At 57.2% G+C, this 13,401-nt stretch carries 12 protein-coding genes; 1 reads left to right on the top strand and 11 read right to left on the bottom strand.

The annotated features are described in order from the left end of the window. The first annotated feature begins 435 nt into the window (after nucleotides 1-435). Entirely contained in the window at nucleotides 436-2,361 is a 1,926-nt protein-coding gene (locus tag HUV26_RS11120) for a PAS domain S-box protein (RefSeq protein WP_174410157.1), read from the top strand. Between the two features lie 204 nt (nucleotides 2,362-2,565). Here HUV26_RS11120 and HUV26_RS11115 read toward each other — a convergent pair whose 3' ends face one another. From HUV26_RS11115 to HUV26_RS11065, 11 genes are all read right to left on the bottom strand, one after another. Then, nucleotides 2,566-3,420 carry an ABC transporter permease gene (locus HUV26_RS11115; protein ID WP_174410156.1) on the bottom strand — a complete coding sequence of 285 codons (855 nt, stop codon included), beginning with the start codon at nucleotides 3,418-3,420 and terminating at the stop codon, nucleotides 2,566-2,568. Further along, entirely contained in the window at nucleotides 3,417-4,268 is an 852-nt protein-coding gene (locus HUV26_RS11110; RefSeq protein WP_174410300.1) for an ABC transporter permease, read from the bottom strand. Before HUV26_RS11110 ends, HUV26_RS11115 begins: the two co-directional genes overlap by 4 nt. Nucleotides 4,269-4,279: 11 nt before the next feature. After that, nucleotides 4,280-5,392: an ABC transporter ATP-binding protein gene (locus tag HUV26_RS11105; protein ID WP_174410155.1), complete on the bottom strand. Its 1,113-nt coding sequence runs from the start codon at nucleotides 5,390-5,392 to the stop codon at nucleotides 4,280-4,282. A gap of 75 nt (nucleotides 5,393-5,467) precedes the next feature. Beyond that, on the bottom strand, nucleotides 5,468-6,526 hold the full coding sequence (locus tag HUV26_RS11100; protein ID WP_174410154.1) for an extracellular solute-binding protein: 1,059 nt from the start codon (nucleotides 6,524-6,526) through the stop codon (nucleotides 5,468-5,470). Nucleotides 6,527-6,878: 352 nt separating this feature from the next. After that, nucleotides 6,879-7,421 carry a single-stranded DNA-binding protein gene (locus HUV26_RS11095; protein ID WP_174410153.1) on the bottom strand — a complete coding sequence of 181 codons (543 nt, stop codon included), beginning with the start codon at nucleotides 7,419-7,421 and terminating at the stop codon, nucleotides 6,879-6,881. Between the two features lie 49 nt (nucleotides 7,422-7,470). Further along, nucleotides 7,471-7,818 (bottom strand): hypothetical protein, encoded by a 348-nt coding sequence (locus HUV26_RS11090; RefSeq protein ID WP_174410152.1) that lies wholly within the window; start codon nucleotides 7,816-7,818, stop codon nucleotides 7,471-7,473. 12 nt (nucleotides 7,819-7,830) lie between these two features. Beyond that, nucleotides 7,831-8,481: a biotin attachment protein gene (locus HUV26_RS11085; RefSeq protein WP_174410151.1), complete on the bottom strand. Its 651-nt coding sequence runs from the start codon at nucleotides 8,479-8,481 to the stop codon at nucleotides 7,831-7,833. Nucleotides 8,482-8,492: 11 nt separating this feature from the next. Further along, nucleotides 8,493-10,760, bottom strand: coding sequence for an acetyl-CoA carboxylase carboxyl transferase subunit alpha/beta (locus HUV26_RS11080; RefSeq protein WP_174410150.1), 2,268 nt, complete (start codon nucleotides 10,758-10,760; stop codon nucleotides 8,493-8,495). Between the two features lie 89 nt (nucleotides 10,761-10,849). Then, the gene (locus HUV26_RS11075) at nucleotides 10,850-12,268 is read right to left on the bottom strand and encodes an ATP-binding protein (RefSeq protein WP_174410149.1); all 1,419 of its coding nucleotides are present in this window, start codon (nucleotides 12,266-12,268) and stop codon (nucleotides 10,850-10,852) included. 25 nt (nucleotides 12,269-12,293) lie between these two features. Further along, complete coding sequence (locus HUV26_RS11070; protein ID WP_174410148.1) at nucleotides 12,294-12,674, bottom strand: PilZ domain-containing protein; 381 nt, start codon at nucleotides 12,672-12,674, stop codon at nucleotides 12,294-12,296. Nucleotides 12,675-12,686: 12 nt separating this feature from the next. Further along, nucleotides 12,687-13,400 carry an OmpA/MotB family protein gene (locus tag HUV26_RS11065; protein ID WP_174410299.1) on the bottom strand — a complete coding sequence of 238 codons (714 nt, stop codon included), beginning with the start codon at nucleotides 13,398-13,400 and terminating at the stop codon, nucleotides 12,687-12,689. Nucleotide 13,401: the final 1 nt, after the last annotated feature.

Below are 13,401 nucleotides of genomic sequence, written 5' to 3'. Positions count from 1 at the left end.
CTGGCAAACATTCATACTGAGGGCCATACCTTTCTCCATGCAAAAAATGAATATTTTATGCCCGTTGCACCATTCAGTTTTTGCGCGACCCACCGATAGTGTACATCTGAGCAGCCTGCCAGCACGCTCCATATCTGCATACTGTGCCAGCATATGCAATTATTCGTTTCCAACCTCCGCGTATTGGTATAATCTGCTCACAGTCTTGCACTCTGTTTCCGCGAAAGGCAGCCCTCCAATGCGTTCCGCAGAAAGGCTGCCTCCACTGTAAGCACGTGCTCACATAACTTTTGCAACCTTTCCGGGAAGGCCTGCACCAAAGATATTTGCAGCAACCCGGGATAACCGGATAAGCCGTTATTCTTCGCCGTCTGCAAAGTGCAGTGGAAAACGGCCCATTGCCAGCCCGAAAAGGCAGGAGACGCACACCGCACCATGAAGAACACGGACTACAGACTTCTCTTGCAGCACTCTCCCTTCGGCTATGCCTACCACAGGCTTATTACCGACGAAGCGGGAAAGCCTGCCGATTACATCTTCCTTGAAATAAACCCCGCCTTCGAAAACCTTACAGGACTGACCGCCATAAACACCATCGGCCGCCCTGTTACAGAGGTCATTCCCGGCATTGCCACAGGTACAGTGGATTGGATTGCCTTTCACGGCGAGGTGGCTTTGCATGGCGGAGTCAAAGAATTCGAAATGTATTCCGAGCAGTTGAAGCGCTGGTATAAAGGGCAGGTATTTTCTCCAGAAAAGCATCATTTCGCCGTCATCTTTGTGGATATAACCACCGAGGTGGAAAAAACGGCGGAACTTGAGAATTTCTTTTCAGTTAACCTGGACCTGCTGTGCATTGCAGACACATCCGGCCGTTTTCTCAAGGTGAACAAGGCGTGGGAAACCATACTCGGCTACCCGGTGCATGAAATTCAGCAGATGAGCTTTCTGGACTTTGTGCATCCTGAAGACCTGCAAGCAACCATCGACATCCTTGCGCGGCTGGAGCGGCAGGAGGATGTATGTCAGTTCGTAAACCGCTACCGGTGCCATGACGGTTCATACCGCATTATCGACTGGCACTCGCGACCTAACGGCAACCTCATATACGCCGCAGCACGCGATGTGACCCGGCAGAAACTGCTGGAATCGGAACTGACACAAAGCCACGAACGCTTCCGCAGCCTTGTGGACAGCTCGCCTTTCGGAATGGTCCTTGCCTCGCGCGATGGCACTGTGCTCTTTGTAAACGAGGAATGCACCCGCATGCTGGGGTACACCCGCGAGGACATTCCCAACACGGACGCACTGTGGCAACACACGCATCCCAAGGAAGAAGACCGCTGCCTTGCACGCCGCCTCTGGCATGCCATGGACAGCAACTCAGCCAGCGCACCTCCCTGCGACTTTCTGCTTGCCACCAAGGACGGCAAAAAGCGTGATGTGGAGTTCCGCATCAAACCCATAGGCAGCGAAATGCTGGTTATTCTGAACGATGTGACGGAGCGGAAGCGTACGGCCGAACTGCTTGTGCAATCGGAAAAGATGCACTCCGTGGGCGGGCTTGTGGCGGGTGTGGCGCACGAAATAAACAACCCCCTCGGCGGGATTCTGCAAGGCGTGCAGAACATCTACCGCCGCCTTTCGCCCGACATGGAAGCAAACCACCAGTCCGCCGCAAGCGCGGGGTGCGCGCTGGACAACATCCATGCTTACCTGCGCCTTCGCAAGATAGACAGAATGCTGGAAGGCATTCAGGAATGCGGACAACGGGCGGCGGACATTGTAACCAGCATGCTCAGCTTCAGCCGCAAAAGCGAAACCGCCTTTGCACCGCACGCCCTGCCGACCCTTGCGGAACGGGCCATAAACCTTACCCGCTCAGATTACGACCTGAAGCAGAACTATGATTTCCGCAAGGTAGAAATCATCCGCGACTACGCCCCCGACCTGTCTCCTGTGGAATGTTCCGCAACAGAGATAGTGCAGGTATTGTTTAACCTCGTCCGCAACGCCGCACAGGCCATTGCCAAGCAGCCGGACCGCAACGACATTGGCAGGATAACCATTCGCCTGCGGCAGGAAGGCGAATGGGCCATCATTATCGTAAAGGACAACGGCCCCGGCATGGACAACGAAACCCGACGCAGGGCCTTTGAACCGTTTTTCACCACCAAGCCTCCCGGAGAAGGCACCGGTCTCGGTCTGCCGGTTTCCTTCCTTATCATCAGCCGCAATCATAACGGGGAAATGTTCATAGAAACTGCCCCCGGACAGGGCACGGCCTTCCACATCCGGCTGCCTGTAAACCATGCAGCCGCCATGGCGGGCAGGCTCCAGAACATGGAACAGGCCCTCTGACCGGCCAACCGCATAGAGCTGTTCCCGGACCCCAAGTACAATGCTGCGCACCCCGCCCTTGCGGAATGCGCAGTACACTCATGGGTTACTGAAAAGACAACTCACTGATCTGGCACAAAATGTTCAGCTATTCTGCAGTTTATTCGCCCCGCCGGAAGCCGGACGGAACATTTCGCACGCCCGACTGCCGTATCTGGCCGGAAACTACTCCGCCTTGCGGCTTACATAGAGATTAAAGAGTACCAGAACCGAGGTACCCACGATCAGCAAAAACGAAATGGCGTTTATAACAGGCGTGCTGCCGTCCCGCACCTGCAGATACAGGTTTATGGGCAACGTGGGTTGCGACCCCACCAGAAACAAGGTGGTGTTAAAGTTCTCAAAGCTCATCAGAAAGGCAACCGCCCCTGCTCCGATAATGGCGGAACGCAGGAACGGCAAGGTGATGTACCGTATCACCTCAAACCTGTTGGCTCCCAGATTCAGGGCCGCTTCTTCCAAGGTTCTGTCAAACTTGCGCAACCGGGCGGAAACCACCAGCGTGACAAAGGTAGTGATGAAGGAAAACTGCCCGAGCACCACCAGCCAGAAGCTGGGCCTCAGCCAGCCCACATCCCAGCCGAACATATCTTCCAGCGCAAAGCCCATTGTGTTGGCAGCCAGAAGCTGTGAAATGCCCAGAATAACCCCGGGAATAACCAACGGCACCAGCATGAGCATGTACAGCAAGCTCTTGAACGGGAACTCCTCCTGCTCAAACAGGAAACTGGCGCAGGTGCCCACCAGCACGCTGAACACAGAAACCCAGAAGGCTGTCTGCACGCTGGTGACCATGGCCCGCAGGTTCTGGCTGTCATGGAACACCCCTATACGCTCCGGTCCGGGAGAAAGGAACCAGTCCAGACTGAACCCGTACCACGGCAGCGAGGGAAAGTTGGAATCGTTGAATGCCAGAACACAGGTGACCACCAGCGGCGCGAACAGAAACACGAGATACAGAATGACAAAGGTGTGGAACGACCACAGATAGCCCTTTCCGTTATTCAGCGACCGGATCATGACGCCACCTCTCCCAGCTTTTGGCGTGTCAGCTTAAGCCCCGCCCAGACAATGCCCGAACTCAGGGCAAGCAGCAGGAAGCCGAAAGCGGACCCCTGATTCCAGTTAAAGCTGGCGATGAACTGATTGTATATCTGCTCCGTAAACCACAGGGAGTTCTTGCCACCCATGAGGTTTGGGGTGAGGTAGTTACCCAGCGAGAGCATGAACACCACAATGCAGCCGGAGGTTATGCCCGGTTTGGCGTGCGGAATGATAATGGTGCGCCATATGCACAGCTTGCCCGCGCCAAGGTCATAAGCCGCCTCCACAAGGCTGTCGTCCAGACTCTCCATAACCGAGACAAGGGGCACTACCATGAACAGCATGGATGTGTAGACAAGCCCCATGATCATGGTGGCGTCGTTGTAAAGCATTTCAATGGGCGTATCTATGATGCCCGCTTTCAGCAGAAAGTAGTTGATGACGCCGGATTCGCGCAGCAGAATCATCCATCCGTACACGCGCACCAGTTCGCTGACCCAGAAAGGCAGCAGCAACAGCACCATAAGCGCGCCGGAAAGGCGCGGACGCACCACCTTGGCGATGTAGAACGCCACAGGCAGCCCGATGACAAGCGTGAACAGGGTGGTCACCACCGCATAGGTGGCTGTACGCACAAAGGTAAGCCAGTAGATGGGCTCCTCAAAAAAGGTACGGTAGTTGGCCAGCGTCCAGCCCGGGTCGGAAAAATTGCCGCTGCGAAAACTCATGTACAGCATGTCCAGATGGGGCAGCACGATAAGCAGCAGCAGCCACCCGAGCACGGGGGCAAGGAATATCCAGAACGCAAGCCGGGACTGCTTCATGCCCGTTGCCGTCATGCGTCGCCTCCGTCCGTGCAGGAAGCATCACCATCCGCCGCAAAACATATGCCCGATTCGGGATACCAGCCCACGGTGAACTGCCTGCCGGACTCAAGCCCGTCAAAGGTCCGGTTCTGGGGCAACCGCACCAGCAGCTCATGCCCCTGTTCGGTCACGGTAAGCAGCCGGCTGTTTGCACCGTCAAAAAGAACGGCCCGCAAGGTCACGGTAAAGAGGTTCAGTCCCGCCGTTTCACGCGGTTCTATGCGCATGGCCTCCGGCCGCAGGAACAGGTTCACCCGCGTTCCTGCGGGGCAGCCCGCCATGCCGCGGGCACGGAACACATACCCCTCATCGGTGCGGAGCACCACCAGACCTTCCTTCACGTCTTCCACCGTGCCTGCCCACGTATTATTATCACCCACAAACCGGGCAACAAAGGGGGTGGCGGGCTGGCCGTACAGTTCCTGAGGAGTGCCTACCTGTTCAAACGCACCAAGATTCATCACGGCCACCCGGTCAGACATGACCAATGCCTCCGACTGGTCGTGGGTGATGTAGATAAAAGTGGTGCCCACCTTGGCCTGCAACTTCTTCAACTCCACCTTCATCTGCTCACGCAGCTTCAGGTCCAGTGCCCCCAGCGGCTCATCCAGCAGCAGAACGGAAGGTTCCAGCACCAGACACCGGGCAATGGCCACGCGCTGTTTCTGGCCGCCGGAAAGCTGGGTCACGCGCTTATCGGCGTAACCGGGCAGGCCCACGCGCTCCAGCATGGCCTCGGTACGCCTGCGGGCCTCGTCATTGCCCACACCCCGGCGTTTAAGCCCAAAGGCAATGTTCTCCGCCACGCTCATCATGGGGAAAAGGGCCAGATGCTGAAAGACCAGATTCACCGGCCTTCTGTTAGGCAGAACGCCGGCCATATCTTTGCCGCGTATGGCTATGGTTCCGCTTGTCGGCTCCTCAAACCCGGCCACCATGCGCAGCAGAGTGGTCTTGCCGCAGCCGGAAGGGCCGAGAATGGAGAAGAATGAACCCGTGGGCACATCCAGTGAAATATCGTTTACCGCGATGAAATCCCCAAACCGTTTGGTCAATGACCGCAAGGACAGATCGTTTGTCATGGCTTCCGTAGGCGTTAAGGAAAAGCACGGGGCGGCATGCGCCGCCCCGTGCGTGGGGTGTTAGAGATGGCGCGCCTACTTGGCGGCCTTGACCTTGTCGAGCATCTTGCCTTCCATGGCTTCCAGTTCAACCGGAACAGGCGGATACCACTTGATGTTGTCTATAACCGCAGGCGGGAAGGAGCGTTCAAAGTTGGCGCGCACAGACTCGGCCACGAACTCGTTGCCACCGGCAGACGCGGTGGGCGTATTCTCCTGCGTGGTGAAGTAACCGGCGTTTTCAGGACGCAGCATGAAGTTTATCCACTTGTAAGCTGCGTCCACATTCTTTGCCTTGGAAGGAATGGCAAAGGTATCTATCCAGCCCAGAGCGCCTTCCTTGGGAGCCTTGAAGTCAATGGCGGGATTTTCTGCGTGGAGCTTCCAGCCGCCGTTGTCCCACGCCTTGGCCACATGCACTTCGCCGGAACGCATGGATTCCAGCAGGGCATCGCCGTTGGCCCAATAGTTCTTCACCATAGGCTTGGCTTCGATAAGGGTCTTTTCAATGACGTCCAGCATTTCCTGATACTTGGCGGTATCGCCGTACAGGGCGAAGGGGTCATAGCCAAGGGCAAAACCCATGGCGATGATGATGGGACGCTTCAGGCGGTAGCTCACGCGTCCGAGATATTGCTTGTCCAGCAGGGCCTGCCAGGAATCTACGCCGGGGGCCTTTTCGCTGTTGACGATGAGGCCGGAAGTGCCCCAGCAGAAGGGAACAGCATAGGAAGCGCCGTCCACAAGGGTGTTTTTCTTCACTGCCTCAAGCATGGAGGGAATGAACAGGCCGGTTTCGATGCGGGAAAAATCTATGGGCTGATACAAACCAAACTCGGCCTGCACGGAAGAGATGCGGTCCTGACTGGGCTGGGCAAGGTCAAACCCCGCACCGCGCGTGGCGCGCAGCTTGGCGATCATCTCTTCGTTGTTGGAGTAGGTAACTTCAACAGCAATACCGGTTTCCTTCTGGAACTTATCCACAAGTTCCTTGGGGGCATATCCCTTCCATGTCAGAATCTTCAGAGGCTCGGCATGGGCAACGCCCGTTGTGGCAAACAGTGCCAGCGCAAGCAACACAAGCAGTCTTTTCATTGCAAACCTCATAACGTTGTGTGGTTAATGACGGTATCAGGCCTTGGCGGCAAGGCCTGAGGAAAGGTAGCCGCACTCGGTTTCATTTCCGCGTCGCAACAGGAGTACAGTGCACAACTTTCGCAAATTCGGCAACACAGACATGCCGCAATGCCCACTTTTACATACAGCAAGTCCTCACTGCATTCTGCTGCAATGGTTAAGCAGGCAGGTCGGTTACGGCCGGGAACACCGGCTTACGTCCTCAGCCTGAAAAGTCTGTGCCGTGTATTGCGGTGTTCCCGCTCGCTAAAAAAAACCTCCGCAAACGTATCCGTCTGCGGAGGGTACCGAAAGTATTTTCAGAACGTGCCTAAAAAGGCACGTCATCCATGCCGCTGGCCTCGGAAGGAAAGGCGGGACCGAGGTCATCATCATATCCCGGCCCGGCGTTATCCGCGTAGGCAGGCTGATTGCCACGTCCGCCCTTTCCGGATTGACCGCCGGATTGACCACCGGATTGGCCACCCTGATTAGCGAAGGAGCGACGCTCACCGCCGCCCGCCGCCTGCTGAGCACCCGCCCCTTCTCCACGGCGGTCAAGGAACTGCACGCGCTGCGCCTTGATCTCGGTGGTATAGCGGGTCTGCCCCTGCTGGTCCTGCCACTGCCGGGTCTGCAGGCTGCCCTCTATGTAAACGAGGCTGCCCTTGCCCAGATAGTTGGCGCAGTTCTCTGCCTGCCGCTGAAAAACAACCACGCGGTGCCATTCAACACGGTCCACCTTGTTGCCTTCGCGGTCGGTATAGGATTCGTCCGTCGCCACGTTAAAGCTGGCAATGGGCGTGCCGTTTCCCGCATAGCGCAACTCCGGGTCCGCGCCCAGACGCCCTATGATCATTACTTTATTCAGCATGCCTTGGCTCCTTGAGAATACAGGTTCTCCCTCACGGGGAGATGCATCATTACGCCTTGGGGAGAACTTTTTCAATACCCGTAAGCAGGTCTTCAATCTGGTCTGTGAGCCTGTTGGCGGCCTTGGGGTCCCAGTCCGCCAGAGCCGCATCCAGTTGCACACGCACTGCCGCAAGCTGGCGCAAGCCTTCTCCGGTCAGTTCCCTGACATCTTCAGGCCAATCCGCGAACCGGTGGGCATCCACAAGCGTATCCACCATTTCCAGCACGCCCTGCTTGGCCACATACACGGGGCTTTCCACGGGCCAGGCCAGTTTATGCAGCCGGGGCCATTCCCTGAGCACATCATCGTCATTGTAGGTAGTGGCCCATACCCGGACCTGCAACACCTTGCCCATGGTCTGTCTCCGTTAATCCTGTTCCACCCACTCCGTCTGCACGCGGATGACCACATCCTCAATCATGCCTACCTGATCGGGCGGGCACACGCCTATGAGGGGCGCGCCCGCATCCACGTTCTCGTTGTGCTGAAAGTAGACGGCGTAAATCACGCCTTCCGGTCCGGAATAGTTGAGAGCGGCCTCGCGTTTCATGCGTGACATGATGAACAGTTCCTGCCCGTCATGTACCGTCACGGCCTTGGGGCCGGAAGCCTTTATCTTTTTGTCCGCATCCGGGGCAAAGTAGTACTTTGCCCGTTCCGGTGCGCTGAACAAATACAGGGCCTTCTTCAGGATGATGCCCAGCACCTCGTCCTTGGAAAGATAGTGCCGCAGTTCCAGCAGCGGCGTACCGGCCTCCACAAAGGTGCCTTCCAGTTCGGAGTGCACCTTGGCGACTACGCCTTTTTCCACAGAGAGGATGGGTTTCTTGTTCCGTTCGCGGTCCAGCGTGGCAAGACGGGTTCCGGGAATCTCCTTCCACATGCCCGTGGGGCCGACAACGCGGTCCCCCTCCTTCAGTCCGGCAAAGCTTACTATACCGGTGTGGGGGGCATGAATGACCACCTCCTCATAGGGAGAGGCCTTTATCTCTTCAAGCAGTTTTGTAATATCCAGCATGGCTTGCTCCCTTACCTGTAGTAGAGGTTGCGCCCACCCATGGTGAGCAGCGCCTGACGCAGGTTATGCCGCGCATCGCGCCGGTCCCATATGCCCTGAATGTGCCCACGGGAAAGCGCGCGGTAGGCCCGGTGGTAGTCCGGAGGGATGTCCATGCCGGTGGTTTCCTTAATGACGCCGGGACCGGCAAAGCCGATGTTGGCGGACCGGATGGCAAACTGGTACGGCGAGCAGCCGAGGAAGCTGGCCAAAGGACCGGCGTAGGAGTTGGTGTCGTACAGCACGAGGTACAGGCCCCCCGCGTCTATGTAGCGACGCACGGCAATGGTGCAGCGCGGCATCTGAATAACGCCGTTCACGCCTTCCTGAATGCGTATGCCCGCAGTGCCATGCACATAGGCGAGGAAGGGAAACCGCTTTTTCTTGGCCCGCTCCGCCGCCTGAATGAACTTTTCGCCTTCTGCCGCCCCAACTGTGCCGCCCCGGAAGGGCGCCACCAGCATGGCGACAACGACCTTCACATTGTCTATACGCGCCTCAAAGGTGGTGCAGGCGGACTTGAGACCGGTTTTCTTCTTGGCCTCTTCCAACTTCACGTCCAGCCCTTCAAAGCCCAGCGGGTTTGCGGATTCCACCTCGCTGTTGAATTCGAATATGGAACCGGGATCAAAGATGTTATGCAGATACCACTGGTATTCCATGGGGAAATGGTGTCCGCAGTAGTTGCACACCCCTGCAAACTCACCGAACAGGTCCGGTGCCCACAGGTCAAGACAGCCGTGCGTGGCGGCATTGGGGCAGGTTATGGCCCTGTCTTCCTTGGCGCGCCCGGAAACATAGCTCCACTCGCCGTTGCGGGCTTCGTCTTCCTTATCCCACTGCGAGAGCATGGTCAGCTCGCGTTCCTTGGAATCGTCCTTGCCCTGTGCGGTAGGCAACGCGTTGGTCAGCTTGCGCCAGGGACGCAGCACCTTTTCCACAAGAACGCGGGCTTCCGCGTCCACTTCTTCCACGGCGTAAATGAGCTGTTTCTGGTGTTTACGCCACAGGTCGTACTTGAAGTAGGAATAGATATCCCACCCCTTGTCGTACCACCATGCGGAAAAACGGCGAAAATAGGGCCTGCGGTCCAGAAACGCCTGACGCGACAGCCGCAGGAACTTCTTATGCCGCTTCTGAAGCAGGGTTGCCCGTGCGGCGGGGCTGAGGCTCCAGCGCACGTAAATGTTTTCTATATCCAAATCTTCAATGGTCTTGCCCCTGCGGCGGCGCAGAGCCATGGCGCGGAACGGGGTGAACCCCTTTACGCTCAGCACCACTTCGTCCGTGGCGCGGATAACTTCCTGCCGCAGGCGGCGGAAGAAATCGTAATGGTAAGGACGCGCTCCCATCGGCGGCTCATCAATGGCATGGTCAATGTAGCCCATGCGCACGTTGTCGTCGGAGGTCATCTTCAACTGCATGGCGCACTTTTCGATGAGTTCGCCGCCCGCCCGGTCTCCCGAACGCAAACGCCCTTCGATGGCTGCAGCACCTTCCGGCGAAATCACGGAGTAATAGCCATGCGAGAGCATGAGACGGATGTCCGCAAGCCCTATGGCTTCCGCCCCGCCCGACCCGCCTTCGGAAAAAACGGAGATAATGGGAACACGCAGCCCAGCCATTTCATACAGGTTCTTGGCTATCTGCTGTGCCGCGCCGGGAGCGTCTTCCACGGGAAAGGAGCCGGGCGTGAACACATAGGTATGCACGGGAATGTCTTCCGTCTCCGCAACCTTCATGTATTGCAGCGCCTTGGCATTGCCCCACGGTTTCACGGAGCCGCCGTTGCGGAACTCCTCTCCGTGCCCCTTCTCCTGCCCTATGACCATGACCGGCTGGTGGTAGGTCTTTTTTCCGCTGCGGCGGGTTATGTAGGCGCGGGCGATGAGCATGCTCGGGTCAATGCTGTTTTCGTCCTTGCCGCCTATTTCCGTGTAGTTGTCATACACGTTTTCAAGAATATCGCGCAGGCATATGCGCTGGGAGTGGCGCACTATGCGCACCTTGTCCATGGGGGTGAGTTCCGTTTCCAGCTTTCTTTCCACAAAGCCGAAAAGGTCCTCTATGGTCGTTACGGCAGCCAGCTTTTCCTTGGCAGGAAGCGCGTTCTCCCTCTGGACAAACTCCTCAAGGCGGGTTTCCAGCAGCCGGACATTTTCCGCCTGCTTGGTACCGAAAATGTCCTTGATGTACGAAAGACGTTCGGTGAGATGCTGTATCTTCTTGTCAATATCCATATGGGCACTCCCCCTCGCCGCATGGCGGGGCGGTAGATGTCATGATGGCACCGGGGCGGACGCAACGGTCCGCGCGGTGCGTGCGAGTCCTAGAATTTCAGGATGACGGATGTCTTGTCACGCAGGAAATTCACGTTGGACTTCAACGCCTCGCCAGCCTTGTTGCGCCCCTGCAGGGTAAGCCTGTCCAGAAACGCCACGCCGCGCTCCTTCACCTGAACAATATCCTTGCCCCAAATGATAGCAAGCGCGAGGTTGGGGTCGAACTCGGTGGGAATGTCGTAAGGCATATCCGTAGGCACATGCGTGTGCATCTGGAACCAGTCTTCCTGCTCCCAGCCGAACGCTTCTATGCGCCCCACCCACGGGGTGAACTTGTTATCCGGGTTTTCCGCAATGAGCCGGTACTCTATGCCCACACCCTCAAAGGTGATGTCGGACTGTGCGTACCCCAGCGGTTCCCCAAGCCCCACGCGGATCTGCTCCTTGATCAGGTCCACACCCTTTTCCCCGTGCACACGGGCTATCATGGCAGAAACACCGTTCTCCACCTGAATGCGCGTGTTCACTTCCATGAGGAAGGGGCGTCCGTCGCGGGTGACAATCCATTCCCACGTGCCCACGTTGTCGTAGCCCACCTTGCGCGCCATGGCGAGCGAGTACTCGGTTATGTCGTCCAGCACCTTTTGTGCGTCGAACGTATAGGTAATGGAGGAGGGATCGAATCCGGGAGCAATTTCCAGACGTTTCTGGAGTCCCGTGGACTGTATGGAGCAGTTTCGGGTGCCGAAATGCACGGGATTTTTCCCGGAACGGTCTGAGACGACCTGCACTTCCAGATGGTTGAAATCCATCACGCGCTGCTCAATGAGAACGCCTTCGTCGCTGAACTGGCGTAACGCGTAGTTGCGGATACGCCGGTACACGGATTTAAAGAGATCCGGATCATGCACCTCTTCAATGCCCATGCCGCCGCCGCCCGCAGAGGCCTTTACCAGCACCAGCGGACGTTCCACCCCCAGCTCTTCCTGAAACTCGAAGAGCTGACGGGCCACTTTTTCCGCTTCCATTTCGTCATAGATGGGCCTGTCCGAACCGGGCACCGTGGGCACCCCAAGGCTTCTGGCAAGCCGCTTGGTGTTTATCTTGTCGCCCAGTTCGCGGATGACGCGCCACGAGGGGCCTATGAATATGAGTTTCCTTTCGCGCTGCGCCACGCGCCGCGCGAATCGGTAGTCTTCCGCAAAAAACCCGTAGCCGGGATGAATGGCCGTTGCGCCGGAATCGTCCGCCACGGCGAGCAGCTCGTTGGCGTCCTGATAAGAGGACACGCGGTACAGGCTTTTTTCGCCGCCTTTTTCGCGGGCAATGCGAACATGGCCCGATGCGGCGTCCTCCGCCGTATGCACGCACACGAAGTCCAGTCCCAGCTTCAGGCACGCCTGAACGATACGGATGGCGATTTCCCCTCTGTTCGCCACCAGCACCTTATGGTCTTTTGTATGCACCTATTTCCCTCGATTGTTATTGCTTTCAGTCTTCTTCCAATCCAGTACGCTTCTTGGCTATGCTCCGCTTCTGCACTTCCAGCACCAGCTTGTCCAGCCGTGCCTCCTGCCTGCGGTCCAGCTCCAGAAAGTCGAAGGCCACCACGCCGCTGGCCAGCACGCGCACCACCTTGCAAGGCAGTTGAGATATAAACAGGCGCTTGCTGATCATCATGTCCAGATGCACGCTCTGCCCTTCCTTGAAAGGCTTGCCCTGCGTCTGCACCGCCAGTCCCGTGGCGCTTACATCCTTGACGGAATATGCGGCATCGTGTTCCGCAACCCAAACTTCCAGCCCGGGAACCTGTGCCCGGAAGGCCCGGCGAGCAGATTCCTCGCCTCCTATGGAAAACTCGAAACTGTTCACACTGGTCCCTTTCTAATTCCCCACCTTGCGTTCCAGAACAAATTCCACCCTTCGGTTCTTGGCTCTGTTCTCTTCACTCGTGTTGGGTAACAGGGGGTCTAAATCACCAAGTCCGGTGGCTGTCAACCTGTTTGCTTCAATTCCCGAGCGCAGGAAAAAACGCAGCGTATTCACTGCGCGCAGGGCAGAAATCTCCCAATTGTCTTTAAATCTGCTGCCCGTAGTCGGCATTGTGTCGTCAGTGTAACCCTTAATATTGATAGTCTGGGTCTTATTTTTGAGAAAAAAATCTCGCAGACTCATGAGCAGGGCCTCCCCCTGCGGGGTAAGTTCCACCTCGCCCTTGCCGAACATCACGCCCGAAGGCACGCGCAGGGTGATAATGCCCTCATCGAACACGGCACCCACGATGCCCTCCACTCCCTTCTGGTTCATGAAGGTGCGCACATCAGAAAAAACCTTGCGCTGCGATTCGATGAGCTGCTTCTGCAACCGCACGCTGTCCATTATGGAGGCATCGTCATGCCGGACCGTCGTGGTCAGAAGATCCTTGTCCTTGCCGCCGAACACCTGCCGCACGGTGAGGAAAGAATCCGTGAACCGCTTCTGGTCAATGACGGACATGGAGAAAAGCAGGATGAAGAACACCAGGAGCAGCGTAACCAGATCGGCAAAGGTCATAAGCCATTCGGATGTCTGCTCCTCGCCTTCCAAGTCCTGACCCATG

Origin of the sequence: Desulfovibrio psychrotolerans, from assembly GCF_013340305.1 — a bacterium.
GTDB classification, from domain to species: Bacteria; Desulfobacterota; Desulfovibrionia; order Desulfovibrionales; family Desulfovibrionaceae; genus Halodesulfovibrio; species Halodesulfovibrio psychrotolerans.
The sequence above is the reverse complement of the archived record's forward strand: the minus strand, read 5'-3'. Positions and strand labels throughout refer to the sequence as shown.